This window comes from Janthinobacterium sp. GW460-12-1-14-LB5 (assembly GCF_059423585.1).
Genome location: NZ_JBWKYD010000038.1, coordinates 17,969 through 44,693, shown reverse-complemented (window position 1 = coordinate 44,693; position 26,725 = coordinate 17,969). Strand labels below are relative to the sequence as shown.

23 protein-coding genes are annotated in these 26,725 nt (G+C 61.5%); 10 read left to right on the top strand and 13 right to left on the bottom strand.

Going from position 1 to position 26,725, the window contains the following annotated elements; genetic code table 11:
* The first annotated feature begins 279 nt into the window (after positions 1-279).
* Positions 280-1,143: a CPBP family intramembrane glutamic endopeptidase gene (locus tag AC07X6_RS27015; protein WP_494793007.1), complete on the top strand. Its 864-nt coding sequence runs from the start codon at positions 280-282 to the stop codon at positions 1,141-1,143.
* A gap of 1 nt (position 1,144) precedes the next feature.
* On the opposite strand, the gene dacB is transcribed toward AC07X6_RS27015, so the two are convergent.
* Entirely contained in the window at positions 1,145-2,647 is a 1,503-nt protein-coding gene (gene dacB / locus AC07X6_RS27010) for a D-alanyl-D-alanine carboxypeptidase/D-alanyl-D-alanine endopeptidase (RefSeq protein WP_494793006.1), read from the bottom strand.
* Positions 2,648-2,655: 8 nt separating this feature from the next.
* Positions 2,656-3,894, bottom strand: a complete 1,239-nt coding sequence (locus AC07X6_RS27005) for a nucleoside recognition domain-containing protein (RefSeq protein ID WP_034753725.1) — start codon at positions 3,892-3,894, stop codon at positions 2,656-2,658.
* 219 nt (positions 3,895-4,113) lie between these two features.
* On the opposite strand from AC07X6_RS27005, the gene AC07X6_RS27000 reads away from it, so the two are divergent.
* From AC07X6_RS27000 to AC07X6_RS26985, 4 genes are all read left to right on the top strand, one after another.
* On the top strand, positions 4,114-5,931 hold the full coding sequence (locus AC07X6_RS27000) for an ABC transporter substrate-binding protein (RefSeq protein ID WP_494793008.1): 1,818 nt from the start codon (positions 4,114-4,116) through the stop codon (positions 5,929-5,931).
* A 217-nt stretch (positions 5,932-6,148) separates the two neighbouring features.
* Positions 6,149-8,902 carry a TonB-dependent receptor gene (locus AC07X6_RS26995; protein ID WP_494793005.1) on the top strand — a complete coding sequence of 918 codons (2,754 nt, stop codon included), beginning with the start codon at positions 6,149-6,151 and terminating at the stop codon, positions 8,900-8,902.
* An 88-nt stretch (positions 8,903-8,990) separates the two neighbouring features.
* On the top strand, positions 8,991-10,070 hold the full coding sequence (locus tag AC07X6_RS26990; RefSeq protein WP_494793004.1) for a S66 peptidase family protein: 1,080 nt from the start codon (positions 8,991-8,993) through the stop codon (positions 10,068-10,070).
* 85 nt (positions 10,071-10,155) lie between these two features.
* Positions 10,156-11,049: a YihY/virulence factor BrkB family protein gene (locus AC07X6_RS26985; RefSeq protein ID WP_230542061.1), complete on the top strand. Its 894-nt coding sequence runs from the start codon at positions 10,156-10,158 to the stop codon at positions 11,047-11,049.
* A gap of 398 nt (positions 11,050-11,447) precedes the next feature.
* On the opposite strand, the gene AC07X6_RS26980 is transcribed toward AC07X6_RS26985, so the two are convergent.
* The 6 genes from AC07X6_RS26980 to AC07X6_RS26955 form a co-directional block, all read right to left on the bottom strand.
* Entirely contained in the window at positions 11,448-12,575 is a 1,128-nt protein-coding gene (locus AC07X6_RS26980) for an acyl-CoA dehydrogenase family protein (protein ID WP_494793003.1), read from the bottom strand.
* Positions 12,576-12,615: 40 nt separating this feature from the next.
* On the bottom strand, positions 12,616-13,284 hold the full coding sequence (locus AC07X6_RS26975; RefSeq protein WP_474293614.1) for an SDR family oxidoreductase: 669 nt from the start codon (positions 13,282-13,284) through the stop codon (positions 12,616-12,618).
* Positions 13,285-13,357: 73 nt separating this feature from the next.
* Positions 13,358-14,554, bottom strand: coding sequence for an acetyl-CoA C-acyltransferase (locus AC07X6_RS26970; RefSeq protein ID WP_474293612.1), 1,197 nt, complete (start codon positions 14,552-14,554; stop codon positions 13,358-13,360).
* Entirely contained in the window at positions 14,551-16,350 is a 1,800-nt protein-coding gene (gene aceK / locus AC07X6_RS26965; protein WP_494793002.1) for a bifunctional isocitrate dehydrogenase kinase/phosphatase, read from the bottom strand. The genes AC07X6_RS26970 and aceK overlap by 4 nt, the downstream gene beginning before the upstream one ends.
* Before the next feature lie 53 nt (positions 16,351-16,403).
* Positions 16,404-17,588 (bottom strand): isovaleryl-CoA dehydrogenase, encoded by a 1,185-nt coding sequence (locus tag AC07X6_RS26960; RefSeq protein WP_086137446.1) that lies wholly within the window; start codon positions 17,586-17,588, stop codon positions 16,404-16,406.
* 132 nt (positions 17,589-17,720) lie between these two features.
* Entirely contained in the window at positions 17,721-18,125 is a 405-nt protein-coding gene (locus AC07X6_RS26955; RefSeq protein WP_034753754.1) for a MerR family transcriptional regulator, read from the bottom strand.
* A 705-nt stretch (positions 18,126-18,830) separates the two neighbouring features.
* Between AC07X6_RS26955 and AC07X6_RS26950 the strand changes: the two genes are divergently transcribed.
* Positions 18,831-19,238 (top strand): hypothetical protein, encoded by a 408-nt coding sequence (locus AC07X6_RS26950; RefSeq protein ID WP_034753756.1) that lies wholly within the window; start codon positions 18,831-18,833, stop codon positions 19,236-19,238.
* Positions 19,239-19,327: 89 nt separating this feature from the next.
* Positions 19,328-19,654, top strand: a complete 327-nt coding sequence (locus tag AC07X6_RS26945; protein ID WP_494793009.1) for a hypothetical protein — start codon at positions 19,328-19,330, stop codon at positions 19,652-19,654.
* Positions 19,655-19,819: 165 nt separating this feature from the next.
* Here the strand turns inward: AC07X6_RS26945 and AC07X6_RS26940 are convergent, their stop codons facing one another.
* The 5 genes from AC07X6_RS26940 to AC07X6_RS26920 form a co-directional block, all read right to left on the bottom strand.
* Complete coding sequence (locus tag AC07X6_RS26940) at positions 19,820-20,434, bottom strand: UbiX family flavin prenyltransferase (protein ID WP_494793001.1); 615 nt, start codon at positions 20,432-20,434, stop codon at positions 19,820-19,822.
* Positions 20,427-20,738, bottom strand: a complete 312-nt coding sequence (grxD, locus tag AC07X6_RS26935; RefSeq protein ID WP_034753766.1) for a Grx4 family monothiol glutaredoxin — start codon at positions 20,736-20,738, stop codon at positions 20,427-20,429. The genes AC07X6_RS26940 and grxD overlap by 8 nt, the downstream gene beginning before the upstream one ends.
* 105 nt (positions 20,739-20,843) lie before the next feature.
* Entirely contained in the window at positions 20,844-21,320 is a 477-nt protein-coding gene (locus AC07X6_RS26930) for a GNAT family N-acetyltransferase (RefSeq protein WP_494793000.1), read from the bottom strand.
* A 4-nt stretch (positions 21,321-21,324) separates the two neighbouring features.
* A complete protein-coding gene (locus AC07X6_RS26925; RefSeq protein WP_494792999.1) occupies positions 21,325-23,673 on the bottom strand; it encodes a Tex family protein in 2,349 nt (782 codons plus the stop codon).
* A 94-nt stretch (positions 23,674-23,767) separates the two neighbouring features.
* A complete protein-coding gene (locus AC07X6_RS26920; RefSeq protein ID WP_494792998.1) occupies positions 23,768-24,133 on the bottom strand; it encodes a hypothetical protein in 366 nt (121 codons plus the stop codon).
* 266 nt (positions 24,134-24,399) lie between these two features.
* On the opposite strand from AC07X6_RS26920, the gene AC07X6_RS26915 reads away from it, so the two are divergent.
* The 3 genes from AC07X6_RS26915 to AC07X6_RS26905 are packed head-to-tail and all read left to right on the top strand — an operon-like array spanning position 24,400 to position 26,556.
* Entirely contained in the window at positions 24,400-25,056 is a 657-nt protein-coding gene (locus AC07X6_RS26915) for a secretin and TonB N-terminal domain-containing protein (RefSeq protein ID WP_494792997.1), read from the top strand.
* Between the two features lie 2 nt (positions 25,057-25,058).
* Positions 25,059-25,616, top strand: coding sequence for an RNA polymerase sigma factor (locus AC07X6_RS26910; protein ID WP_230542042.1), 558 nt, complete (start codon positions 25,059-25,061; stop codon positions 25,614-25,616).
* On the top strand, positions 25,609-26,556 hold the full coding sequence (locus AC07X6_RS26905) for a FecR family protein (RefSeq protein WP_494792996.1): 948 nt from the start codon (positions 25,609-25,611) through the stop codon (positions 26,554-26,556). Before AC07X6_RS26910 ends, AC07X6_RS26905 begins: the two co-directional genes overlap by 8 nt.
* Positions 26,557-26,725 lie beyond the last annotated feature (169 nt).

Genomic DNA, 26,725 nt, shown 5'->3' with positions numbered 1-26,725 from the left:
CCGTGAAACAACTTTGCGCCGATGATAGTGCTGCAACCAGTGTGAAAGTAGGTTATCGTCAGGCTTGTTATTCGCAGGAGAGAAAAACCCGATCAGCAATGGTCGGGTTTTTTTTCGTCCGCTGATTCCTCGCCATCCTTTTCCCGCTTTCACTCATTCCCCCACGGGTGCATAAAATACAACATCTTTCGATATTTATATAAGTGCTTATATAAATACTGCTACTATCGCTGTATGAAACAACTAGCAACCATACCCTGACAACCCACGAGGAAAGCGATGATGGACAACACCCTGAGCATGGCAACGAAAAAATCCCCCCTGGCGCGCCTGATGGCCTATCCACTGGTGCAGATTGTGCTGGGCATGGTGCTGACCTTTGCTGCGGTGCCGCTGGTGATGGGGACTGCCTCCCAACTGGTGGAAAAGCCTTACCGCGTCCTGTGGCCGCAGCTGCTGGCGGCGGTACTGGTGTGGTTCGGTTACCGTTTCTATGTGCGGCGCATCGAAAAGCGCCAGCCGGCCGAACTGGCAATGCCGGGCATGGCGGGGGAACTGGGGCGTGGCCTGCTGCTCGGCGCCGGACTGGTCTTTCTCACCTTTGTCGTGCTGGCAGCGCTGGGCGTCTATCAGTTTAGCGGCGTCAACGCCCTGAGCTTGATGTTGCTGTTGCCGCTGGCTGAACTGGTGCTGGTCGGCATGGCCGAGGAGATGATGTTTCGCGGCATCCTGTTCGGCGTGACGGCACGTGCGCTGGGCAGCAAGGCCGCCATCGTGATTTCATCGCTGGTGTTCGCCCTGGCCCATTTGCCCAATGCCGGCTTTTCGCTGCTGGCCATCATCGCGATTGCTGCGTATGGCGTGTTGCAAGCCGCCCTGTACATGCAGACGCGCCGCCTGTGGGTTTGCATTGGCACGCATGTCGGCTGGAATTATTGCGTCAGCCAGGTGTTTTCCTCGACGGTATCGGGCCATGCGGCCACGGACGGCCTGCTGCGGGGGGAACTGGTGGGCAATGCCATGCTGACGGGCGGCGCCTTCGGCGTGGAAGCGTCGCTGGTGACCGTCTTGCTGATCGGCGCCGTCGCCGCCTACGTGCTGCGCCTGGCGTTCGCCAGCGTACCACGCACGGCACGGGACTAGTCTATTGACCGGCGACCACCGGCGCGACGCCGCTCCTGGCCACCCATTCGATCAGGGCATCGACGGCGGCGCGGCCGTTGCCGTTGCCCACCAGGTCGCTATTGATCATGGCGACCACCACGCATAACTGGTTGTTGGCGTCAGGCACGTAGCCGGCGATGGCCACCACATTCTTTAATGTTCCCGTCTTGATGCGGGCCCGCGTGGCTGCGGGGCTGTTCAACAGGCGCTTGCGCATGGTGCCGTCCAGCGCCACGATGGGCAGGCTGGACTGGAACTCGGGGGCCCACGGACTTTGCTGCATCGCCTGCAGCACGCCGGCCATTTGCGCTGGCGCAATGCGTCCCGTGCGCGACAAGCCGGAACCGTTGTCGACCAGCATGCCCTGGGTGTCGATATGGTGCCGCTGGAACCATTCCTGGATGACTTGCCGCGCGCGCGTGGCCGTGTCTTCCGGCGCGGCCATGGCGACGGGGCGGCTGCCCAGCCAGCCATCGCTTTGCAGGCTGCCCAGGCTGAGGAACAGGGTGCGGGCCAGAGTGTTGTCGGAAGTCTTGTTGATATCGCGCAAGACCTCCGGCAAGGCGCGCGCCACGTGGTCGGCCAGCATGCGCGTGCCGACCGGTTCGGCCGTCGGCGGCAAGCCCGTAAACGGCGCTTCGCGCACGGTGCCCGTGATCGTGCCGCCCAGGCGTTTCCAGGTGGCGCGGAATAAACGGTCCGCATAATCATTGCGGTCGAGCACATTGATGCTGGTAGCCTTGCTGCAATTTTGCGGGAAGGTGCCGTGCAGTATCACCTGCAGCTTGCCGCTCGCATCGCGCCGGTATTCGGGCGGGCGCCAGCCATCTTCCCATCGCGCGCAACTGCCCTTGACCAGTTTCATGTCGCTGCTGATGCTGACGTTCTCGAGCGGCGGCTGCATGAGGATGCTCAATTGCCGGTCCGTCGAGTTCATGTTGATATCGAGCAAATTGGTGTTCAATAACAAGGCATCGGGGATGACGTTGTAGCGGAACTCGGCCGATTCATCGAACGGCGGCGCGCCGATGTCGGGCCGGGCCGGCTGGAACAGCTGGCGGTCGAGGATCAAATCACCCTTGATTTTCACGATACCCTGGTTGCGCAGGGTTTGCAGCATGTGCGCCAGCACGTCCGCGTTGAAATCCGTGTCGGCGCCGCCGCGCAGGATCAGGTCGCCTTTCAGCACGCCATTGATGACGTCGGCGCTGGTGCGCAGTTCCGTGCGGCCGCGGAAGATGGGGCCCAGCTGCTCCAGGCCCACGGCCGTCGTCACCAGCTTCATGGTGGATGCGGGCTGCATGCTGCGCTCCGCCCCATGCGACAGCACGGTGGTGTTGCCGCGCAAGACGATGGCGCCCATGGCGTCTTCCGGAATATTCGCGCTGCGCAGCAGCAGGCTGACGGATTCGGGCAATTGCGCCTGGGCATTCGACAAGCCGATGCCAGCCAGCAAGGCGGCGATGAGGATGGGACGGAACATGGCTCTCCTTAGTGGAAAAAGACGTAGGCGACGAACACGGCGGTGATCACGCCGGCCAGATCGGCGATCAGGCCGGCCGTAATGGCATAGCGCGTCTTGCGGATGCCCACCGAGCCGAAATACAGGGCCACGATATAGAAAGTGGTGTCGGCCGAGCCTTGGAACACGCAGGCCAGGCGGCCAACAAACGAGTCGACGCCGTAGGTATTCATGGCATCGATCATCATGGCTTTCGAGCCGGAACCGCTGAGCGGCTTCATCATGGCCGTCGGCAGGGCGGGCACGAAGTCCGTATTGATGCCCAGGTTGGCGAAGAACCAGTTCATGCCGCTCATCAGGAAATTGAACACGCCCGCATTGCGGATCACGCTGATGGCCACCAGCATGCCGACCAGGTAGGGAATCACGGTGATCGAGGTCTGGATGCCGCCCTTTGCCCCTTCGATGAAGGCGTCATACACGTTCACCTTCTTGCGCAGGGCGCCGATGATGAAAATGGCGATGACGCTGATCAACACCAGATTGCTGACCACTTTCGAGACCAGTTCGATTTCCTGTTTCGTCAGGTATTGCGTGAAATACCAGATCATGGCGACGATGGCGCTCGTCATGCCGCCCATCCAGCCCAGCACGACCCGGTTGAGCAAGTTGATGCGTTGCTTGATGGACACCGTGATGATGCCGACCATGGTGGCGACGTAGGTGGCGATCATGCAGGGGATAAAGATGTCGGACGGGTCGGCCGCGCCGAGAATCGAGCGCTGCGCCATGATGGCCAGCGGAATCAGGGTCAGGCCCGAGGTATGCAGCACCAGGAACATGATTTGCGCATTCGTCGCCTCTTCCTTGTTCGGGTTCAAGGTTTGCAGGCTTTCCATGGCCTTTAAACCGAACGGCGTGGCCGCATTGTCCAGGCCCAGCAGATTGGCCGAAAAATTCATCACCATGTGGCCCGTGGCCGGATGGTCTTTCGGAATTTCCGGGAAGATGCGCGAAAAGAACGGCGCGATGACTTTCGCCAGCCAGCCGACGATGCCCGCCTTTTCGCCGATGTTCATGATGCCCAGCCACAAGGTCATCACGCCCGCCAAGGGCAGGGCGATATCCATCACGCCCATGCGCGCCGTTTCGAAGGTGCCGTCGATGATGCGCTTGAAGATATCGGTATCGCCGAGAAACAGCCACTGCAGCACTGCGGCCAGGAAGCCAACGAGGAAAAAGCCGGACCAGATGTAATTAAGTGCCATATGCGATCAGTTCTGTATTTCGGGGAGGTGAAAAGGTGCTGCAAGCAAAGTATAGAGGCAGCCCGATACGAGTTGATGAAAGAATGCAGCAATCGCATGCCAAAAAGTTATAAGCTGGCAGCCTGTTTTCATTGGCGCCCCGTCGCGTGCCCGCGTAGTGTGGGGGATGCCTGCCGCTTATCGCCGTTCCTTACCCTTGTCTGCACTGGACCACTGATGATGTTGTTACGTAAAACCGCCTGCGCCGCCGGCCTGGCCCTGTTGACGCTGTTCACTGTACCGGCCCACGCCGCCGAGGCTGCGTCCGCCAGCACCGCCCGCGCGAACAAGACCCTGCACCTGTTTTTGAGCACCAGCGAGACGGGCCTGGACCCGGCCGTAGCCTCGGACCTGGCCAGCCTGAACTTGATGGAAAACATCTTTGACCCGCTGCTGCGCTATGACTACCTGGCGCGCCCGGTGCAGCTGCAGGGCAATACGGCGCGCGGCTTGCCCACCGTGGAAGATGGCGGCCGCACGTATACCTTTCACTTGCAGCCCGGCATTTTCTTCACCCCCGATCCCGCCTTCAAGGGCCGGCCGCGCGAAGTGACGGCGCAGGATTATGTGTACAGCCTGACGCGGCTGTATGACCCGGCCCTGAAGTCGCCGTGGCTGTTCTTGCTGGAAGACAAGCTGGTCGGCGATGCGGCCCTGAAAGCCAGATTCAGCTACGACACGCCGATCGCCGGCTTGCAGGCGCTGGACAAATACACCTTGCGCATCCGCCTGAACGCCATCGACCCGAATTTCCTGTTCTACCTGGCCATGCCGGCCACTGCCGTGGTGGCGCGCGAAGTGGCCGAAGCGTACCCGGCGGCAGGGCAGATCGGTAGTCACCCCGTGGGCACGGGGCCGTTCCTGGTGAAGGAGTGGAAGCGCAGCGACAAGATCGTGCTGCAAGCCAATCCGACTTTCCGTGCCACCGTGTTCCATACGGAAACCAAGGCGCTGGCCGCCTTGCCGGCCGATGCGCGCGCCATCGCCGCCGCGCTGGAAGGCAAGCAATTACCGCTGGTCGAGCGCATCGAGGTGCGCATCGTTGAGGAATATCAATCGCGGATGCTGGGTTTTCTGAAAGGCGAATTCGATTATCTGGAGCAAGTGCCGGAATCGATGACGGACATGGTGCTGGAAAACGGCGCCCTGAAACCGGCGCTGGCCGCCAAGGGCTTGCAGCTGACGCGCTTTCCCGTGCTGCAGACGTATTACATGTGGATGAACATGGACGATCCCGTGCTGGGCGGCACGAGCAAGGACAAGCTGGCCCTGCGGCGCGCCATCGCCCTCAGCTACAACAGCCGCGAAGACATCGCCTTATTAAAAAAGGGGCTGGCCTTGCCCGCGCAATCGCCGCTGCCGCCGAATGTGCTTGGTTACGACAAGAGCTACCGCAGCCCCGTCGGCTACGATCCGGCGCTGGCGCGCGCCTTGCTGGAGCGCTTTGGCTACAAGGCGGGCCCCGACGGTTTCCGCACGCAGCCGGACGGCACGCCCTTGCTGCTCACCATGCATACGGAACCGAGCACGGTGGGACGGCTGCGCGACGAATTGTGGCGGCGTAACCTGAACGCCATCGGCCTGCGCGTGGAATTTAAAAGCGACAAGAAGACGGAAATCATCAAGGCCTCGCGCCTGGGCAAGGTGCAGATGTTCGAGACCAACTGGATCGCCGACTTCCCCGATGGCGATAACTTTATGCAATTGTTGTATGGCGGCAACGTTGGCCGCGCCAACTATGCCCGCTTCAACTTGCCCGATTACAATAAACGCTATGAGGAGGCGCGCCTGCTATCCGATACGCCGCGCCGACGCAGTCTGTACTTCGACCTGTTTCAGCTGATCCACGCTTACACGCCGTGGGTGCTGCTGACGCATCCCATCTCTGCCGACCTGCAGCAACCGTGGCTAAAAAACTACAGGCGCCACCCCGTGGAATTCACGTCCTGGCGCTATCTGGACGTCGATCCCGCCAAGGGCCGCCCCGCAGGCAAGTGACCACGTCGCTGAAAAGGGCATTCATTCCAAAAAGTTATGGTTAGGAAAGCATTTTTCATTGGCTGGGCCTGGTTGCATCGCGCTACTCTGAAAATGAAAACAAATAAAGTAAAGCGCTGGCGTCATAAAAAAATGTACCGCGAGACAGACGCCGCGACCTTACAAAACAGCCTGGACTTGAGAACTCAAGTTTCGATTGCCCAACAAGGAGAGACCAGTGAAATTGAAGAAACTAGCGCAGTTGGTGGCATTGATGGGGGTAGTGGGGCCGGTAGTGGCACAGGAAGCGGCGCCGCCAGCAATGCAACGGGTCGAAGTGACGGGCAGCAGCATCAAGCGCGTCGCCAAGGAAGGCGCGCTGCCGGTGCAAGTCATCACCTTTGAGCAGATGGAAAAGCAGGGCATCACGACGGCCGAGCAATTGGTGCGCACCCTGTCGGCGAATGGCACGGGCGCCGAGAACATGACTTCGGGCAATAACGTGTTTGGCGCCGATGCGGACCGCCTGGCCGGCGGCGCCTCGTTCGCCTCGCTGCGCGGGCTGGGACCGGGCGCGACCCTGGTACTGCTGAATGGCCGCCGCGTGGCCACGCATGGTGCCAGTGGCCGCGCCGTCGACTTGAATTCCATTCCGCTGGGGGCAATCTCGCGCGTGGAAATCCTCAAGGATGGCGCTTCGGCCATCTATGGCACGGACGCCATCGGCGGCGTGATCAATTTCATTCTGAAAACCAATTACAGCGGCGTGGAAGCGTCCGTTTCCACCAACGATACGCAGGCAGGCGGCGGCGCCACGCGCCGCGCTTCCATCCTGGCCGGCACGGGCTCGCTGGAAGAGGACGGCTACAACCTCATGGCCAGCTTGACCGTTGATAAAGCGCAACAGCTCAATGGCCGTGACCGCTCCTTCGTCAACGGCTACCAGCCTGGCCGGGGCCTGTCGCCCGACACCACGGGTACGCCGTTTGCCAACCAGATGGCGGGAGCCAACACGGCGCTGGGCACCGCGTTCCAGCTGCCTGGCGATGCGAATCAATACCTGCAAGCCAATCCCCTGAGCTTCCAGGGCAAGTGCGACAGCGTCGCCGGCATGTCGCAATACCAGACGGCACTGTGGAAAGACGTGACCTCGCCGTTGCGCACCAAGTATTCGTGCGCCTACGACTATGGCGCCGACTATGTGCTGCAATTCCCTGTCGAACGGGCCAATTTCCTGTCGCGCGGCACGTTCAAGCTGGCGCCCGACCACCGCATGTTTGTCGAAGCGCTCGGTTCGCGCACCAAGGCCACGGCGATTTTGACGCCGATGCAGGTGCAGACGAGCATCGCCAACAAGGCCGTCTACCCCGTGGGTGGCGCGTATTACCAGGATTTGTCGGCCTATATCCCGTCTTTCGACAAGACCAAGCCGATTGCCTACAAATGGCGCGCGAATGACGTGGGCAACCGCACGCAGGAAAATACGACCGATAACGCCCGCGTACTGCTGGGTTTTGAAGGCAACTTCGGCAAATGGGATTACAAGACCGGTGTTTCCTATGCGCAGAGCACCACCAAGACCAAGCTGACGGATGGCTATTCCTACACGGACAAGCTGTACGCGGCCCTGGGGACAGGCATCATCAATCCCTGGGTAGGCGCGGGCCAGAGCCAGACGGAAGCGGCCAAACAGTTGATCGAGTCGACCAAGTTCCGTGGCGCCTTCCAGCACGGCAAGACCACTCTCACCCAGATCGACGGTTCCGTTTCGGGCGAGCTGTTCCAGCTGCCGGCCGGTGCCGTGGCGATGGCCGCCGGTTTTGATTTGCGCCGCGAGGGCTACAGTTTCGGACAGGATGTCGATGCCAACCTGATTCTGTTGGCGCCAGGAAATGCCGCATTGAAGGATGTCAGCCGCAACGTCAAGGCCGTGTATGCCGAGTTGTTGGTACCCATCATGAAAGACCTGGAAATGCAGCTGGCCGTGCGTCGTGACGATTACAGCCAGGTGGGCGCCACCACGAATCCGAAGATTGCCTTGCGTTACCAGCCGGCCGACTTCGTGCTGTTCCGCGCCTCGGCCAGCAAGGGCTTCCTGGCACCGAGTTTCGACCAGCTCTATTCAGGTGTATTGACGCAGGAATTGCCGAATGGTGTGAAAGATCCGGAAGGCTGTATCAAGCATCCCGGCGTGAAGGAATATTGCAGCATCGATCGTCTCAGCTACACGACGGGCGGCAACCTGAACCTGAAGCCGGAGACGTCGAAGCAGGGCAGCGTCGGCATCGTCATCGAACCGGTGAAGGGATATTCTGCCTCGTTCGATTACTGGGCCATCAATACCCAGGACCAGCTGCTGAAACGCACGCCGCAAGTCGTGCTGGCCAATTACCAGGCGCTGAACCAGTATATTTTCCGCAAGGCCGATGGCGTCATCGATTATGTACAGGCGGGCTGGTTCAATGCGGGGGGTAGCCGCGTGCGCGGCCTGGACGTCAGCTTGCGCGGCGAAGGCAATGTCAAGGAAGTGAAATGGACGGCGACCCTGGACGGTACGTACATGGACAGCTTCAAGTTTGCCGAATACAAGGGGCAAGAATACAAGGAGCTGGTTGGCAATTTCTACACGCGTGATTTGTACTTGCGCTGGAAACACAATGCCAGCTTCAGCGTGTCGCGCGGCGACTGGAGCGGCTTGCTGATCCAGAGTTTTGCTTCCGGCTACAAGGATCAGGTACCGAATGACGGCAAGGGCATGCCGCCGCCGGGCTTCAAGTCCGATGTGTCCAGCTACACCACGTATAACTTGTCGGGCAGCTACACGGGCTTCAAGAATACCACCTTGACCCTGGGCATCCAGAACCTGTTCGACCGCGATCCGCCGTTCACCGCGCATAACGTGGATGAAGTGGTGGGCGCCGGCTGGGATCCGCGCGTGGCTGACCCGCGCGGCCGCGCCTTCACCTTCCAGCTGAAGTACAAGTTCATGTAAGGCGGCGCTGCCGGCGGTGATCCCGCTGGCATGCTAACCTCGTGCGGCGGCGCCTGGCGTCGCCGTTTTTATTCCAGGAAAGGGCCGCATGTCCAGTCAGACCAATCTCAGCCGGCGCCGTTTCGGCGGCTTACTGGCCGCCACCGTGGGGGCGGCAGGCACACCGGCGTGGGCGGCGGCCGCGCAAGGGAAGGGCAAACGCATGCAACAGCAACACGCATTGATCAAACCGGCGCGCCTGCGCGACGGCGACCTGGTGGGCATCATCGCGCCGGGCGGTTTTACGGATGAAGAGGCCATCGCCAGGGCCCAGCGCAACATCGAATCGCTGGGACTGCGCGCCAGCCTGGGCGCGAATATCCGCGCCGTGCACGGCAACTATGCTGGCACGGTGCAGCAGCGCCTGGACGACTTGCACGCCGCGTTCGCCGATCCCGAGGTCAAGGCGATCTGGGCCATCCGCGGCGGCTCCGGCTGCATTTCGCTGCTGGCGCTGCTCGACTACGCCTTGATCCAGCGCAATCCGAAAGTGCTGATCGGCTATTCCGACATCACGGCCCTGCACCTGGCCATCGCCAGCCAGACGGGCCTGGTGACGTTCCACGGCCCCGTGGCGTCATCAACGTTTTCCGACTACACGGTGACTCAGCTGCGCAATGTGCTGATGACGCCGCAAGACAGCTACACGATCCCGATGGCGCTGGACAATCACCGACGCGCGCAGACGCAGCCGAACTTCGCCATCCGCACCGTGCACGGCGGCCAGGCGACGGGACGCTTGACGGGCGGCAACTTGTGCCTGGTCAGCGCGCTGGCCGGCACGCCGTATGCGGCCGATTTCCGCGAGCGCATCCTTTTCCTCGAAGAAATCAATGAAGTGCCGTATCGCATCGACCGCATGCTGTGCCAGCTCGACCTGTCCATCGGTTTCAAGCACGCGGCGGCCTTGATGCTGGGCATCTTCGAGCATTGCGAGGCGGCCGAGGGCGATACGGCGCTGACCCTCGATGCTACCCTGGACCAGCATCTGCAGCCTTTGCGCGTGCCGGCCGTCAGCGGTTATTCGTTTGGCCACATCCGCCACCAGTTCACGCTACCGATGGGCATATTGGCGACCCTGGATGCGGACCGGCAAACCTTGACCCTGCTGGAGCCGGCCGTCTGCTAGCGCACGGTGCAGCGGGGCGATTGTCAGTATGCTAGTGTGATAAGGCGTGGCACGAGGCCGCGCCGCCTTCTACACCGCTCCCGACATGATCAACCGCCACGCCAGTACCTACATCCTCAGCCACCCGCTGGCCTTCGCGCTGCAGGTGCTCAAGGGTTTCCGCGCCAACCAGGGCTTGCTGCTGGCGGGCGCCGTTGCGTATTACTCGCTGCTGTCCATCGTGCCCCTGCTGATGCTGGTGGTGGTGGCCTTGTCGCACGTGATCGCGCAAGATGAATTGCTGCAGACAATCGGCCATTACCTGGAATGGCTGGTGCCGGGGCAATCGAAGGCCATCGTGGGCGAGATCGCGCATTTTCTCGACAACCGGGGCGTGATCGGCTGGCTGCTGTTGCTGACCATGCTGTTTTTCAGCTCGCTGGCGTTTACCGTGCTGGAAAACGCCATGAGCGTGATCTTTGTCCACCGCGTCGCCATCCGACGCCGCCATTTCCTCATTTCCGCCGTGCTGCCCTACTGCTACATCCTGTGCCTGGGCGTGGGCATCTTGCTCATTACCCTGGTGGCGGGCAGCCTGCAGGTGATGGGTGAGGAAAGCGTGCGCTTCCTGCGCCACGACTGGGGCCTGGAAGGCGTGTCCGGCGTGCTGTTGTATCTGCTGGGGCTGGCGGGAGAGATTCTCGTGCTCAGCTCGATTTACCTGGTCATGCCGGTCGGACGCTTGTCGATCACGCATGCGCTGATCGGCGGCGTGACGGCGGCCCTGCTGTGGGAAATCGCGCGCCACGTGCTGGTCTGGTATTTTTCCACCTTGTCGCAGGTCAATGTCGTGTATGGCTCGATGACGACGGCCATCGTCGTCATGTTCAGCCTGGAAATCGGCGCCACCTTGCTGTTGCTGGGCGCGCAAGTGATTTCCGAATACGAAAGAGTGGCCCGTGGCGGCGAAGAGGACAAGCCGCTGGCGCTAAGGACTTGATTTAAAGTATGGCTTCAATTCGTTGTTGCACCGCACAAAAAGCTGTGCTATACTCCGTTCAGTGATTGAGATTTGGCAACAAATCATCTCACCATCCAGTTTCAGCGCGGCGACCGACAGGTGTAATGTCGATGGCGTGACAGTGCGAAGAAATGGATTTTGTAATTCCGGATACGATGGTCGATTTTACACTTGGAGTCACCATGCAGATAGCATGGGAGTCCGAAAATCAGGAGGCACTTTGCAGATAGCACTGGCGTCCATGACACGATTAAAGCATTGGTAATACATTGGAACGAAGCCCGCGCTAGCGGGCTTTTTTTTCGTCTATTGAAAACCCAAGGGCGTAACCCTTGGGTCGTACCCTGCAGGGTACGACCCCAGCATCTGCCTCGGGTTTACAAAGCCCTGGCGATGAGTATCTTCTGGATATCGCTGGTCCCCTCGTAAATCTGGCACACGCGCACGTCGCGGTAGATGCGCTCGACGGGGAAGTCGGACACATAACCGTAGCCGCCGTGCACCTGGATGGCGTCCGAGCACACTTTTTCCGCCATTTCCGACGCAAACAGCTTGGCCATGGCCGCTTCCTTCAGGCAGGGCAGGCCCGCATCCTTCATGGCCGCCGCGTGGCGGATCAGCTGGCGCGCCGCTTCGATCTGCGTGGCCATGTCTGCCAGGCGGAATTGCACGGCCTGGTGTTCATAGATGGGTTTGCCGAAGCTTTCCCGTTCGCGCGCATAGCTCAGGGCCGCTTCATACGCGGCGCGCGCCATGCCCACGGCTTGAGAAGCGATGCCGATGCGTCCGCCTTCCAGGCCGGACAGGGCGATCTTGTAGCCTTGTCCTTCTTCGCCGATCAGATTTTCCGCCGGGATGCGGCAGTTCTCGAACAGGATTTGCGCCGTGTCCGACGAATGCTGGCCCATCTTTTGTTCCAGCCCCGCCACGATGTAGCCCGGCGTGTTCGTCGGCACCCAGAAGGCGCTGATGCCGCGCTTGCCGGCCGCCTTGTCGGTGACGGCCATGACGATGGCCACGTCCGCATACTTGCCGCTGGTAATGAATTGTTTCGTGCCGTTGATCACGTATTCATTGCCGTCGCGGCTGGCCGTGGTGCGCAGGGCCGAGGCGTCGCTGCCCGTGTGCGGTTCTGTCAGGCAAAACGCCCCCAGCATGGTCCCTTGCGCCAGCGGACGCAGCCATTGTTCCTTTTGCGCATCGTTGGCGTACATCATGGCGATGCTGCACACGGGGCAATTATTCACGGAAATGATGGTCGAGGTGCCGCCATCGCCGGCGGCGATTTCTTCCAGCACCAGGGCCAAGGACACGTAGTCGAGGCCGGCGCCACCGAGCGCTTCCGGCACGGCCACGCCAAAGGCGCCCAGCGCGGCCAGTTCCTGCAATTCTTCTTTCGGGAAATGATGTTCCTTGTCCCAGCGGGCCGCGTTGGGCGCCAGGCGCTCGCGCGAAAAACTGCGCAGCGCTTCCTGGATCATCGTTTGTTCTTCATTGAGTATCATGGGACGTCGTCTCGTTTGTTTTTATGGTGGATTCAGGGAATTACCAGGCGATGGGCTTGCCGTCGTAGTTGCGGAACACGGCCTTGTCCGTGGCCGGCAGGCTGGCCAGCGTGGCGCGGATGCCGGCTGCGCTTTCCTCGGGGGAAATATCGGCGCCGGCGCCGCCCATGTCCGTGCGTACCCAGCCCGGGTGGAAGGCCACGCAGCTGACGCCTTGCGGGCCATGCACGAGGGACGTGTCGATCAGCACGGAATTCAAGGCCGCCTTGCTGGCGCGGTACAGCGAACCGCTGGGGTTGCCCCGTTCGCTCAGGGAGCCCATGTGCGAGGACAGCACGGCCAGCTTGCCCTTGGCATTCGCCACCAGCGGCGCCAATATCGGCAGCAGGCGCATGGCCGCCAGCACGTTGGTGTGCATGACGAGGTCGAAATCGGCTTGCGCAGGGAAACCGTCGTGACGGGGGCCGTACACGCCCGCGTTGAGGATCGCCACGTCGAGCTTTTCATCGTCGAGCTTCCAGCCCAGGCCGGCACAGCCTTCCACATCCGTCACGTCGAGCTGGTGCGCTTCCGCGCCCAGTTGCGCAAGGGTGTCGCAAGCGTCCGGCGTGCGCGCCGTGGCGATCACGCGCCAGCCGTCGTGGCGGTATTGACGGACGATTTCGTGGCCGATGCCGCGCGAGGCGCCGATGATCAATGCGGTTGGCATATATTTTCTCCCTGAAAATAAAATGAAAGGCGCGCACCGTGAACTGCCGTGCGCGCCCGTGCTCGGGAAGAGCTTATACCAGTTCGATCGCCATCGCCGTCGCTTCGCCGCCGCCGATGCACAGGGCCGCCACGCCGCGCTTGCCGCCGGTTTTTTTCAGGGCGCCCAGCAGAGTGACGATGATGCGCGCGCCCGAGGCGCCGATCGGGTGGCCCAGCGCGCAGGCGCCGCCGTGGATGTTGATCTTGCTGTGCGGAATGTCCAGGTCGTGCATGGCAGCCATGGGCACGGCGGCGAACGCTTCATTGATCTCGAACAAGTCCACGTTGCTGCTGCTCCAGCCCGTCTTGGCGTAGAGTTTTTTCACTGCGCCGATGGGGGCCGTGGTGAACTCGTTCGGCGCCTGCGCGTGCGTGGCGTGGCCGTGGATTTTCGCGATGACGGTGCAGCCGAGTTTTTTCGCCGTCGATTCGCGCATCAGCACCAGGGCTGCCGCGCCATCGTTGATCGACGAAGACGAGGCGGCCGTGATGGTGCCATCCTTCTTGAAGGCCGCCTTCAAGGTCGGGATTTTTTCCAGGCGGGCTTTTTGCGGGCCTTCATCGATGCTGACGACGGTGTCGCCGCCGCGGCCGGAAACGGTGACTGGCACGATTTCCCATTCGAAACTGCCATCCTTGGTGGCCGCTTGCGCGCGTTTCACGGATTCGATGGCAAACGCGTCCTGCGCTTCGCGCGTGAACTGGTACTGGCTGGCGCATTCTTCGGCAAACGTGCCCATCGAGCGGGCATTGCCCTTTTCGTCGCGGCTGTAGGCGTCTTCCAGGCCATCCATCATCATGTGGTCATAGATCATGCCGTGGCCGATGCGGTAGCCGCCGCGCGCCTTTGGCACCAGGTAGGGGGCGTTGGTCATCGATTCCATGCCGCCCGCCACCACCACATCGGCGCTGCCGGCGAGCAAGGTGTCGTGCGCGAACATGGTCGTCTGCATGGCCGAGCCGCACATTTTCGACAGGGTCACGGCGCCCGTGGAATCGGGCAAGCCCGCCTTGCGCAAGGCCTGGCGCGCGGGCGCCTGGCCCTGGCCAGCCATCAGGCAATTGCCGAAAAACACGTGTTCCACGGCATCCGGCGCCACGCCGGACCGTTCGACGGCGGCGCGGATGGCGACAGCGCCCAGGTCGCTGGCGGTGACGTTGGCAAAGTCGCCCTGGAAGGCGCCCATGGGGGTGCGCGCGGCACCGACGATTACGACTGGATCATTCATGTTGGATCTCCGGTTGAGGGTAGGGAAGGTGACTGCATACAAAAACGCAGGTGCTGCGGATACGGGAAGACGTCCTCGATATGGCCGTCTTCGATGCGCTGCTTGCGCGCCTGCCAATATTGCGCCGTCAGCAGGTCGGCATGGTGCTGCATGAAATATTTACGGATGCGGGGATTACCCAGCAGGAAGGTGCCGAATTGCTCGGGAAACACATCGTGCTTGCCGATGGGATACCACGGTTCGGCCGACATTTCTTCCTCCTCCGTGCGGGCTTGCGGGATGGCGCGGAACTGGCAATCGGTGATGTACTCGATTTCATCGTAATCGTAAAATACGACACGCTGATGACGGGTCACGCCAAAGTTTTTGTACAGCATGTCGCCCGGAAAAATATTTGCCGCCACCAATTCCTTGATGGCGTTGCCGTATTCGACGATGGCGTGTTCGACCAGGTCGTCGCGGCCTTCCTTTTCGGCATTGCTCAGCCACATGTTCAGCGGCACCATGCGCCGCTCGATGTACAGGTGGCGGATGATGATCTGCCCGTGCTCTTCCTCGATCAGCGAGGGGGCGAACTGCTTCAGTTCTGCCAGCAGTTCCGCGGCAAAACGGGCGCGGGGAAAAGCCACATTGGAATACTCGAGCGTGTCGGCCATGCGGCCCACGCGGTCGTGGTGTTTCACCAGCAAATACTTTTGCTGGACTTGCGCGCGCGTGGTTTCCTTGGGAGGAGGAAAGAAATCCTTGATCACCTTGAAGACATACGGAAACGACGGCAGGGCAAATACCAGCATCACCAGGCCGCGAATGCCGGGCGCGCTCTCGAAGTGGTCCGACGAGTGTTTTAAATGCTGCAGGTAGTCGCGGTAAAACAAGGTCTTGCCCTGCTTTTGCAAGCCCAGTATCGTATAAATCTCACTGCGAGGCTTGCGCGGGAGCAAACTTCGGAGAAATTGCACGTAGGCGGACGGCACTTCCATATCGACCAGGAAATACGCGCGCGTAAACGAAAACAGCACGGCGATTTGCTGCTGCTCGAACAGCACCGTGTCGAGCACCAGCTTGCCGTGGCGGTTGTGCAAGATGGGCACGACGAACGGGTATTCGCGGTTGCCGTTGATGGCCTTGCCGACCAGGTAGGCGCCCTTGTTGCGGTAGAACAAACTGGTCAGTACCTGGAGCTGGTGGTTCGGCTCCAGCCGGTCGCTGCCGAACAGCTGCCGCAGGCGCGCTTCCACCTGGGCCACGTCGCGCTCCAGGTTGGCAAATGCGCAGTCCAGCTGGAAGTTGCTCACCATGCGCTGCAAGGTGTGGCGCAAGCCATCCTTGCCCGGGTAATACACGCGGTAAGTAGGAGCGGGGTCTTGTGTTTCGATGTATTCCGTGGAAACGACGGGGCGCACGAAAATATAGTCGTTATTGAAATACGTGCGGTGCAGGATGTTGCAGCAGACGGAATTGAAGAAGGTTTCCGCCAGTTCCGGCTGCTTGTGTTCCGTCAGCATGCCGATGTAGTGCAGCTTGAGTTCGCGCCACACTTCGTCGCTCAACTCCGACTCTTCGTACTCATCTTCGAGCATCTGCACGCATTCCTGCACGCGCTTGTCATAAAAGTCGATGCGTTCGCGGGCCGCCGTCTGGGCCGCGCTCCAGGCGCCTTGCTCGAAATACTGCTTGGCTTGCTGGCTCGTTGCGCGGAACAGGCGGTAATGCTTGTCGAAGCCGTCGCGGATGGTGCGCGCGATATCGAATGCAATCTGGGAAGAAAGCAATTTGGGGAAGGCAATGTGCGTCATAGCTGTGCTCGCATGAATGGCTCCTCACCCAGTCGATCGCCGCGCGCCCGTGCTTACTTGGTTTCCGCAAACAGTTCGCGGCCGATCAGCATGCGGCGGATTTCGCTGGTCCCGGCGCCGATTTCGTACAGCTTGGCATCGCGCCACAGGCGGCCGGCCGGATACTCGTTGATGTAGCCGTTGCCGCCCAGGGCCTGGATCGCTTCGCCTGCCATCCAGGTTGCCTTCTCCGCACTATACAGAATGGCGCCGGCCGCATCCTTGCGCAGCTGGCGCACGGCTTCCGGCGTGGTGGCGCGGTCGCAAGCCTGGCCCACGGCATACACATAGGCCTTGCACGCCATCATGGTCGAATACATATCGGCCAGCTTACCTTGCATCAACTGGAATTCGCCGATGGGTTGGCCGAATTGCTTGCGGTCATGCACGTAGGGCACGACCAGATCCATGCAGGCCTGCATGATGCCCAGCGGGCCGCCGGACAGCACGGTGCGCTCGAAATCGAGGCCCGACATCAGCACATTGACGCCCTTGCCCAGGCCGCCGAGCACGTTTTCGGCTGGGACTTCGCAATCCTGGAACACCAGTTCGCCCGTGTGCGAACCGCGCATGCCCAGCTTGTCGAGTTTTTGCGCGATGGAAAAGCCCTTGAAATTCTTTTCGATCAGGAAAGCCGTCATGCCGCGCGGGCCCGCTTCCAGGTCGTTCTTCGCGTACACCACCAACACGTCCGCATCGGGGCCGTTGGTGATCCACATCTTGGTGCCATTCAAGACCCAGCGGTCGCCCTTGAAGTCGGCGCGCAGCTTCATGCTGACGACGTCGGAACCGGCGTTCGGTTCGGACATGGCCAGCGCACCGATGTGCTCGCCCGTGATCAGTTTCGGCAGGTATTTGGCTTTTTGCTCGGCCGTGCCGTTGCGCTTGATCTGGTTCACGCACAGGTTCGAGTGGGCGCCGTAGGACAGGCCGACGGAAGCCGAGGCGCGCGAGATTTCTTCCATGGCGATGATGTGCGCCAGGTAGCCCATGCCGGCGCCGCCGTATTCTTCGCTGACGGTGATGCCGAGCAAGCCCATGTCGCCCATCTTGCGCCACAGATCCATGGGGAACTGGTCGGTGCGGTCGATGTCGGCCGCGCGCGGCGCGATTTCGGCGGCGGCAAATTGTTGGATCGCTTCGCGCAGCGAGGCGATGTCGTCGCCGTGGTCAAAGGTCAAGCCTGGGAGATGGAGCATGTCGTCCTCGTCGTCGTTATAAGTATGAGTGTGGCGGTCATGGGTGCCGGGTCAGTGAAGCTATGATACTCAGTTGTGACGTTTACGTAAACGTAAAGCGCTGCGCGCGGCAACTGTCACCTGCCTGCGTCTTTAGTTTGTTTGCGCCTTATCAAGGTTCAAGTCCGCCAGCATGCGCGCGCACGCGTCTTCATGCGCGCTGATTTCCGCCAGTGCCATTTCGATATCGATGCGCTGCTGCTCCAGGGTCTGGCGGTGCTGCGCCAGGACGCCCAGGAAGCGGTCCATCTGCGCGCGCGTGTCCTTCGGCGACTCGTACATGTCGACCAGGCTCTTGATCTCCGACAACGCCAGGCCCAGGCGCTTGCCGCGCAGGGTCAGCTTCAGGCGGGTGCGGTCGCGCGGCGTGTAGACGCGGCTGCGCCCGCCCGCGCCTTCGCGTTTCGGGCTGAGCAAGCCCTGGTCTTCATAGAAACGGATGGCGCGCGCCGTGATGTCGAATTCCCGCGCCAGTTCGGTGATGGTATAGGTCGTCATGGGGGCGGGCGGTGTCGGTTGCATGGGTGATCGGTAGCTCGATGGGTACTGCGAGAAAAGGGGGCAAAGTGCCGTTTACGTCAACGTCAATACTATTGTAGCGTGCCCTGCCCGTGCTGCAACAAAAGAAGGCGCAGAGAGGGCTATTTGGCGAATAAGACAACAATTACTGAAAATAAATTGATTCTTCTTGCGCAAACGCGCTTAAGATCGAGAGTTGGTGGCCAAGATGACACCAAAAAGAGCTTTCCTGGCATAACTGCGACATTCTTTTCGCTACGATGGCAGTAAAATTTTTTTGGCGCAGATTCTTTCCATTAGGCACGATCAAAAAACAACGTTCCACTATGAGCACGCTGTTCAGATTGTTTCTATATTGAAAACAAAATGGCCCTTCTGAAAACTTTGTCTACAAGAAATTGTATGGCATAGGCATTGCGCGTATCGATAGAGGAGGGCATTATCCGATACCGTACGTTGTAATGCCAAACCGAGGCTTTGAATCGTGCTGCAGTGCGAAAATCAAGGCTAGCCGCGAATTTGACCCGAAGCCACACAGAATCGCAAGAGAAAATTCGGCCCACATTTTCACCCGGAAAGGCCGGCCGGAGTGTTAATTGTTAATTGATACTCTTTTCAAATGTAACAATCTGTATGGTCATTCAAGAAACTGACTTTCATGTTACAACATGAAATAGTACACCTATGAATTCTTCTAACGAACGCGAAAGCTTCAGCCAGCGACTTCAGTTGGCTCTCAAAAACGCCCATTACTCTCCAGACAGCCCGACCAGACTGGCCCGGGAATTCAACATCCGTTTCGACGGACGCCCGATTACTGTGCATGCAGCTAGGAAATGGTTAGTAGGTGAAGCAATTCCCACGCAAGAGAAATTGCGCATGATTGCCCAATGGTTGGGCGTTCCGGCGGAATGGTTGCGTTTTGGCGGTCCGGAAAGCGCCACGCCGAATGGCGAAGCGGGCAGCGCTTTGTCGCGTTTTGAGTCCGCTGATGTGAAATTAATTGCCGATTTGCAAAGATTAGATGAACATCATCGTCAAATCGCGCGAGAATTTATTCGCATGCTGGTGAGAGTCAACTACCAAAAGTAAGCATTCAGGCCATCCCCGGCCGGCGCCGTCCGCTTTTTGCTGACGGTGCTCTTCCTGTTCTTTTATTTGCGCAAGGTCATACTGGAGACATGATTTTGCCGCACAATAAGACCTCGCATGTTGCGCTGCAGCGGAATTATTTGACAATAATCCCGCACGCAGCGGCGCAGCGGCCAATACCAGCGCATAATCACATCAGAAGCAGCCAGTTCATCCACTACGGAGCCGAGCATTTGAGCCGTCTTATGAAAAGTAACTACAGCAATACCGCGCAGCTGAAAGACTTGATGACCGTGCCCCCCATGACTGCCGCGCAACATGCGGAAGTGATGCGCAAACGGATCGCCCACCGCAGGATGGTTGAAGAAGCCAGGGATTTGAAGCAGGCCAGTGCCCTGCAGTTCGAAAAACGCTAGTGGTGGATGCCTGACCAAAGCTGCTGCGCGTTGGCATAGGTAGTCTGCGATGCTCACCGTGCTAGAGCACGGTTGCGTTTCTTGGCCACAAGGGGGCGCCGAGCCTCACTGCCGCTCGCTACGCTTTTGTCAGGCATCGTGATGCCAGTTAATTCGTGATGCCAACTAGAGGATAGGGGTGTCGCCAGCGGACTTAAGTCCATTCCAGCGCGGTGCCAGGCTATGCTCGATGCCGACCAGGTCGATGACCCTCGCCACCGTATGGTCGACCATGTCCGCGATGCTCTGTGGGTGGTGGTAAAAGCTCGGTAATGGCGGGAAGATGATGCCGCCCATTTCGGTCACGGCCGTCATATTGCGCAGGTGCGCCAGGTTGAACGGCGTTTCGCGCACCATCAGGATCAGGCGCCGGCGCTCCTTGAGCACCACATCGGCTGCCCGCGTGATCAGATTATCCGACAAGCCATGCGCGACGGCCGCCAGGGTCTTCATCGAGCACGGCGCGATGACCATGCCATCCGATTGAAACGAGCCGCTGGCGATTGACGCGCCGATATCGCGCAGCTTGTGCACGACGTGCGCCTGCGCTTCGATGTCCTTGCGCCCCACGCCCGTTTCCTGGTGCAGGGTCAAAACAGCGGCATCGGACAGGATCAGATGCGTCTCGACGCCGGGGATGGCGCCGAGCAATTGCAGCAGCCGCAAGCCATACACGGCGCCCGTGGCGCCCGTGATGGCCACGACGATACGGCGCGGCCGCTGCGTTTGGCTATCAGGCATCCAGCAGGGACTTCAGTTCGCCCGATTCAAACATTTCATTCATGATATCGGAACCACCGATGAACTCGCCTTTGACATACAGCTGTGGAATGGTTGGCCAGTTCGAGTAATCCTTGATGCCCTGGCGCACTTCCGGGTCGTCCAGCACGTTGACGGTGGCGATGTTTTCTACGCCGCATGCTTTCAGGATCTGGATGGCGCGGCCGGAAAAGCCGCACTGCGGGAACTGGGCCGTGCCCTTCATGAACAGCACGACTGGCGTGTTCGTCACGGTTTCTTTGATCCAGGTTTGTACGTCGCTCATAGCTGCCTCTGATGGGTAAATAAATAGATGCCGTCATTTTATAAGAAAACGACGGCACGGGTATGCGCTCAGGTCATAAATCGGGCAAGTCAGCCACGTTGACGCTTATAAGGTCTTGCCCAGGCAGGTCGATTGTGCCGCGCCCACGTATTTGCCCCAGGCAACGACGGGTGTATAGCCGTGCCTGGCATAAAACGCCACCGCGCGGCCATTCGCCACGCGGGTGGACAAATGCAGTGCCTGGTAGCCATGTCCACGCGCCTGCGCCTCCACATGGGCCAGCAGGGCCGCGCCCACGCCCAGGCCACCTTGGCCGGGGTGCGCATACATGCGCTTGAGTTCGCCTATGGCGCTGTCCGCTTCGCCCAGCGGCCGCAGGGCGGCGCAACCGAGCAGGGTGCCGGCGCTGTCGCGGGCCAGATAAAAGCCGCCGCGCGGCGTTGCCGCCTCCACGTCGAAGGAGGAGCGGCCGCTGTCGCCATTGATGCGCAGCAGCGCGTCCGACAATGCGTCGAGCAGCAGCCGGGCATCCGGGCCGGCGGCATCCACCGCCAGGATGACGAGGTCATGCCCGGCGGCCATGGGCTTAGCCGCGCAGCTTGGCGAAGGCGGCGGCCATGCTGCCGGCCGGCACCGGCGCGTTGCGCGACTGCGACTGGTGCTGCGCCATGCTGCGGCGGTCGTTGCGGTCGCCACGCTGCTCCGGCTTGCTGCCCGCCTGCGGCGCGCTGTCCGTCAAACGCATGGTCAGCGCGATGCGTTTGCGCTTCTCGTCGACTTCCAGCACTTTGACGCGCACGACTTGTCCGGCCTTGACCACCGTGTGCGGGTCTTTGACGAAGGTGTTCGACAGGGCCGAGATGTGCACGAGGCCATCCTGGTGCACGCCGATGTCGACGAAGGCGCCAAAGGCGGCCACGTTGGTGACGACGCCTTCTAAAATCATGTCCGGGCGCAAGTCGCGGATTTCTTCCACGCCTTCCTTGAAGGTGGCGGTGGTAAATTCCGGACGCGGGTCGCGGCCCGGCTTTTCCAGTTCCTTCAGAATATCGCTAATGGTCGGCACACCGAAGGTTTCATCCGCGTACTTTGCCGGGCTGAGGGTTTTCAGCAGCGCCGTTTCGCCGATGACGGCCTTGATATCCTTCTTGATGTCCGCCAAAATCTTTTCCACCAGCGGGTACGATTCCGGGTGGACAGCCGAGGCATCGAGCGGGTTCTCTCCGCCCATCACGCGCAGGAAGCCGGCCGCCTGTTCGTAGGTCTTGTCGCCCAGGCGCGGCACGGCCTTTAACGCCGCGCGCGAGGTGAACGCGCCCTTCATGTCGCGGTAGGTGACGATGCTTTGCGCCACGCTGGCCGACAGGCCGGACACGCGCGCCAGCAGGGGAGCGGACGCCGTGTTCACGTCCACGCCCACGGCGTTCACGCAATCTTCCACCACGGCATCGAGCGAGCGGGCCAACTGGCTTTGACTTACATCATGCTGATACTGGCCCACGCCGATCGATTTCGGGTCAATCTTGACCAGTTCGGCCAGCGGGTCTTGCAGGCGGCGCGCGATCGACACGGCGCCGCGCAGGGACACATCCATGTCCGGCAACTCTTTCGAAGCGAATTCGGACGCCGAATACACCGACGCGCCCGCTTCCGAGACGACGATCTTCGTCATCTTCGCTTCCGGGTGCTGCTTGATCAGGTCTTGCGCCAACTTGTCCGTCTCGCGCGAGGCGGTGCCGTTGCCAATCGAAATCAGCGACACATTGTGCTTGGCAGCAAGACGGCCCAGGGTGTGCAAGGAGCCATCCCAGTCGTTCTTCGGCTGGTGCGGGTAGATCACGGCCGTGTCGACCACTTTACCGGTGGCATCGACGACGGCGACCTTGACGCCCGTGCGCAGGCCGGGATCGAGGCCCATGGTGGCGCGCTGGCCGGCCGGCGCGGCCAGCAGCAGCGCCTTCAGATTGGTGGCGAAGACGTTGATCGCGTCGAGTTCCGAGCGTTCGCGCAGCGCGCCCATCAGTTCCGTTTCCAGGTGCATGAAGCTTTTCACGCGCCAGGTCCAGCGCGCCGTGTCCGCCAGCCACTTGTCGGCCGGGCGGCCTTGCTGCTTGATGCCGAAGCGGGCGGCGATGCGGCCTTCGCACGGGTTGTGCGGCGCATCCCATTTCGGTTTTTCCGCTTCCGTGTCCAGGCGCAGGGTGACGTCGAGGATGCCTTCGCGGCGGCCGCGCAGCAGCGCCAGCGCGCGGTGAGATGGCACGGTGGAAATGGTTTCCGAGTAGTCGAAATAATCGGCGAATTTTTCGCCTTCGTCCTGCTTGCCTTCCACCACTTTCGATTCGACGATGCCGTGTTCCTGCACATATTCGCGCAAGGTTTGCAGCAGGGTCGCGTCTTCGGCGAAGCGCTCCATCAGGATCTGGCGCGCGCCGTCGAGGGCCGCCTTGGTGTCGGCCACGCCCGGGTTGTTGCCGTCGGCACTCGTAAACGCCTCGCGCAGGAACTTGCCCGCTTCCATTTCCGGCGTCAGTTCCGGGTTCTCCAATAAACCGTCGGCCAGCGGCATCAGGCCCGCTTCGATGGCGATCTGCGCCTTCGTGCGGCGCTTCTGTTTATATGGCAAATACAGGTCTTCCAGGCGCGTCTTGTCTTCCGCGTGCATGACGGCGTCGAGCAGTTCGGGCGTCATCTTGTTCTGTTCCGTGATCGAGGCCACGATGGCGGCGCGCCGCTCTTCCAGTTCGCGCAGGTAGCGCAAACGCTCTTCGAGCAGGCGTAGCTGGATATCGTCGAGGCCGCCGGTCGCTTCCTTGCGGTAACGGGCGATGAAGGGCACGGTGGCGCCTTCGTCGAGCAGTTCGATGGCGGCGGCAACCTGCACCGGTTTGGCGGCAAGTTCAAGGGCAAGGCGTTGTTCGATAGTGGGCAGCATGGTTGTTTCCAGAGCGATCAAGCCTGGAATGATACGCAATCGGCGCGATTGCGCAATCTTGACAGCGCAAATGGACTGTGCGTTGACAACACCTTTAACGGGGCGGCAGCAGCGGGCTGGCGGGCGGCGGAGGTGCCGGCCTCTGCGGCGTGACGGACTTGCCGAAGGCATTGCCCATGCGGTGTTCGAGGGCGGCGCGGTTGTACAGGCCCAGCTGGTTGGACGGACGCTGCATGGTCGCTTCCGCACCGGACAGGGCGGGCGGCGGCCTCGCTGCGGCGTTGGCCGGCGGCAGTAATTTTTCGCTCAGGCAAGACATTGATTGCGCGCGCTTGCCATCGACTTCCACTTCCACGCAGCCCTTTTGCGGTGCGGCGGCCGTCACGACGACGGTGTGCTCGTCCGCCTGCGCGGGCAGGGCGGCACAGGTCAACAGCAACAGCGATAACAGGCGTGCCATGGCGGCTCCCGGAGCGGTGGGGAAGCGTTCAGCATAGCAAAGCCATGTGTCGCAGTGATGACACGCCAGCCCGCCAACTATGTGACCGATGTCATGCAGTTGTCATTTTACGAAGCTACCATCTTGCCATTCTGCAGACAACATTGCAGTCAAGACACTTCATGAGCAGGATTTTTCGTTGATTCCCCTGGAAAATGACACGAACTCACCGCCGCACCGCAACAGGCAATGCCCTGGCCCTGTCCGCTTGTTTGCTGATGACATTCATGACATTCATGCGGCCGGCGGCGGGCGCGGCCGGTAATGATGCGGGCGCGCCGGCCACCGTGCGCTTCGACTTGCCTGCCCAGCCGCTCGATGCGGCCCTGGTGGCGTTCGGCGAAGTGACCGGGTATTCCGTGCTCGTCAGCAGCCAGCTGGCGGCGGGGCGCACGGCGGCGCCCGTGCGCGGCGACTACACGCCGGCCGAGGCGCTGCAGCGCCTGCTGGCCGGTACCCAGCTGGGCGCGCGCTTCAGCGGCAGCAATGCGTTTACCTTGCTGGCGCTGGCCGACGCTCCCGTGGCGCCGGCGCCCGCGCCGGCCGAAGCTGCCCCCGCCACCGCACCATTGCAAGGCTATGCGGCCATCCTGCAGCGTTCGCTTACGCGCGCCCTGTGCCGCTTGCATCCGGACGCCTTCGGCCGCTACCGCCTGGCTTTCCAGCTGTGGCTCGACGAGCGGGGCAAGGTGCGCGCCGTCCACGTGCTCGAAGCGAGCGGCGTGGAACAGCGCGACCGCGCCGTGTTGCAGCGCTTGCGCAGCCTGCTGATGGATGGCGCGCCGCCGGCGGGCTTGCCGCAGCCGCTGACGATCCTGCTGACGCCGCGGCCCGACCCGGACGCCGATTGCGCACCGTATCTCGCCTTGGCCGGGGCGCCCTGAGCATGCCGGAATTACTCAAGACCTCCTTGCGCAAGCTGTTCCTGGAACGCTACGGACAGTTTCGCCGCCACCTGCAGCGCCGCCTGGGCTCGGAAGACCTGGCCAATGACGCGCTGCATGAAACGTATCTGCGCGTGGAACGGATGAACGCGCCCGAAGCGATCAGCTATCCGTCCGCGTATTTGATGCGCATCGCCATCAATATTGCGGAAGATCAACGCCGCGACAATGCGCGCCTGCTCAGCCTGCCCGATATCGACGATCTGTACGAGATGGCCGACGAATTGGCCGACCCGGCCCGCACCTTCAGCGCGCGTGCCGAACTGGAAGAACTGGAGCGGGCCTTGCAGGAGTTGCCGAAACGCCGGCGCGCCATCGTCATCGCCGCCCGCGTCGACCAGTTGCCGCACCGCGACATCGCCGAGCGCTTCGGCATTTCCGCCCGCACCGTGGAGAAGGAATTGCGCGCCGGCCTCGAACATTGCTGCGAGCGCATGGGACGCGATTTCATCCAGCGCTTCGGTCCCGGCGCGGGAAAAACGTCTAAACATCATGACTGAACAAGCGGAAGACGACATGGGTGTCATCCAGAAGGAAGCGCAGGCGTGGGTCGTGCGCCTGGCCTCGGGCCAGGTCAGCGAGCGCGATGCGCAAGTGTTTCGCCACTGGTGCGCGCGCAGCCGCCGGCATGCCAATGCCTTTGCCGAGGCGCGCGCCGTGTGGGGCGCGATGGCGCCGGCCGCGCGCGCCGTCAAGCGGGCGCAGCCGCCCGTGAACGTGGCGCGCCGCGCCTGGCTGGGCGGTGCCGTGGCAGCCTCGCTGGGCTTGCTGGTGCTGCGCCCGCCGACGGACCTGTGGCCGGCCGTGGCGGGTCTTGCCGCCGACTATGCCACGGGCACGGGTGAGCAGCGCGAAGTGGCGCTCGACGGCGGCGTGCTGGTGCAGATGAATACGCAGACGCGCCTCGATGCGGCGCCCGTGCAGGACGGCGCCGCGTCGCTGGTGCTGCTGGCGGGCGAGGCGGAATTCCAGGCCGGCTTGCGCGGCGCGGCGCGCGTGCGCGTGCAGGCGGGCGATGGCATGGTGTCGGCCGGCAGCGCGCGCTTCAATATCCGCCTGTTTGGCCAGGAAGTGTGCGTGACGTGCCTGGCGGGCCGCTTGCGCGTGGCGCAGGCCGGCAACGATGCGGAGCTGGCGGCCGGCCAGCAGCTGCGCTACCGGCCCGAGCATTTCGGCATCGCCCGCGCGGTGGCAAAAAGCGACGTCAGCGCCTGGCGCCACCGGCTGCTGGTGTTCAAGCAAAGCACGTTGGCCGAGGTGGTGGACGAGGTGAACCGCTACCGTCCCGGCAAGCTGATCCTCAATGGCGACGCCTTGAAACTGACGCGTGTGCAAGCGAGCTTTTCGCTCGACCGCCTCGATGACGTGATCGCCCTGATCCAGGACGCGTACGGCGCGCGCGTGACGCGTTTGCCGGGCGGCATCGTGCTGTTTGGCTAGCGATGCACGCCGATGGCATCTCGCCAATTATGACATTTTGATGACCTTTTGCAGTCCCGGACCTTGTTCCCTGTCAATGCTGCTGGAAGCCGCGAATCAGTGCTTGCCGCCCGCCCTCGTGCGTGGTGCGCGCCGCCTCGCGATATCGGTCAGCAACGGAACATGAAAA

What these genes read in the sequence shown, in the direction of transcription:
- AC07X6_RS26955 (WP_034753754.1), bottom strand. Translation starts at nt 18,125, where the DNA reads ATGACGACCTATACCATCACCGAACTGGCGCGGGAATTCGACATCACG.
- AC07X6_RS26990 (WP_494793004.1), top strand. Translation starts at nt 8,991, where the DNA reads ATGTCCAGTCAGACCAATCTCAGCCGGCGCCGTTTCGGCGGCTTACTG.
- dacB (WP_494793006.1), bottom strand. Translation starts at nt 2,647, where the DNA reads ATGTTCCGTCCCATCCTCATCGCCGCCTTGCTGGCTGGCATCGGCTTG.
- AC07X6_RS26945 (WP_494793009.1), top strand. Translation starts at nt 19,328, where the DNA reads ATGATTTTGCCGCACAATAAGACCTCGCATGTTGCGCTGCAGCGGAAT.
- AC07X6_RS26915 (WP_494792997.1), top strand. Translation starts at nt 24,400, where the DNA reads ATGACATTCATGCGGCCGGCGGCGGGCGCGGCCGGTAATGATGCGGGC.
- AC07X6_RS26980 (WP_494793003.1), bottom strand. Translation starts at nt 12,575, where the DNA reads ATGATACTCAATGAAGAACAAACGATGATCCAGGAAGCGCTGCGCAGT.
- AC07X6_RS26985 (WP_230542061.1), top strand. Translation starts at nt 10,156, where the DNA reads ATGATCAACCGCCACGCCAGTACCTACATCCTCAGCCACCCGCTGGCC.
- AC07X6_RS26950 (WP_034753756.1), top strand. Translation starts at nt 18,831, where the DNA reads ATGAATTCTTCTAACGAACGCGAAAGCTTCAGCCAGCGACTTCAGTTG.
- AC07X6_RS27000 (WP_494793008.1), top strand. Translation starts at nt 4,114, where the DNA reads ATGTTGTTACGTAAAACCGCCTGCGCCGCCGGCCTGGCCCTGTTGACG.
- AC07X6_RS26960 (WP_086137446.1), bottom strand. Translation starts at nt 17,588, where the DNA reads ATGCTCCATCTCCCAGGCTTGACCTTTGACCACGGCGACGACATCGCC.
- AC07X6_RS26905 (WP_494792996.1), top strand. Translation starts at nt 25,609, where the DNA reads ATGACTGAACAAGCGGAAGACGACATGGGTGTCATCCAGAAGGAAGCG.
- AC07X6_RS26920 (WP_494792998.1), bottom strand. Translation starts at nt 24,133, where the DNA reads ATGGCACGCCTGTTATCGCTGTTGCTGTTGACCTGTGCCGCCCTGCCC.
- AC07X6_RS26925 (WP_494792999.1), bottom strand. Translation starts at nt 23,673, where the DNA reads ATGCTGCCCACTATCGAACAACGCCTTGCCCTTGAACTTGCCGCCAAA.
- AC07X6_RS27015 (WP_494793007.1), top strand. Translation starts at nt 280, where the DNA reads ATGATGGACAACACCCTGAGCATGGCAACGAAAAAATCCCCCCTGGCG.
- AC07X6_RS26975 (WP_474293614.1), bottom strand. Translation starts at nt 13,284, where the DNA reads ATGCCAACCGCATTGATCATCGGCGCCTCGCGCGGCATCGGCCACGAA.
- aceK (WP_494793002.1), bottom strand. Translation starts at nt 16,350, where the DNA reads ATGACGCACATTGCCTTCCCCAAATTGCTTTCTTCCCAGATTGCATTC.
- AC07X6_RS26910 (WP_230542042.1), top strand. Translation starts at nt 25,059, where the DNA reads ATGCCGGAATTACTCAAGACCTCCTTGCGCAAGCTGTTCCTGGAACGC.
- AC07X6_RS26930 (WP_494793000.1), bottom strand. Translation starts at nt 21,320, where the DNA reads ATGGCCGCCGGGCATGACCTCGTCATCCTGGCGGTGGATGCCGCCGGC.
- AC07X6_RS26940 (WP_494793001.1), bottom strand. Translation starts at nt 20,434, where the DNA reads ATGCCTGATAGCCAAACGCAGCGGCCGCGCCGTATCGTCGTGGCCATC.
- AC07X6_RS27005 (WP_034753725.1), bottom strand. Translation starts at nt 3,894, where the DNA reads ATGGCACTTAATTACATCTGGTCCGGCTTTTTCCTCGTTGGCTTCCTG.
- AC07X6_RS26970 (WP_474293612.1), bottom strand. Translation starts at nt 14,554, where the DNA reads ATGAATGATCCAGTCGTAATCGTCGGTGCCGCGCGCACCCCCATGGGC.
- grxD (WP_034753766.1), bottom strand. Translation starts at nt 20,738, where the DNA reads ATGAGCGACGTACAAACCTGGATCAAAGAAACCGTGACGAACACGCCA.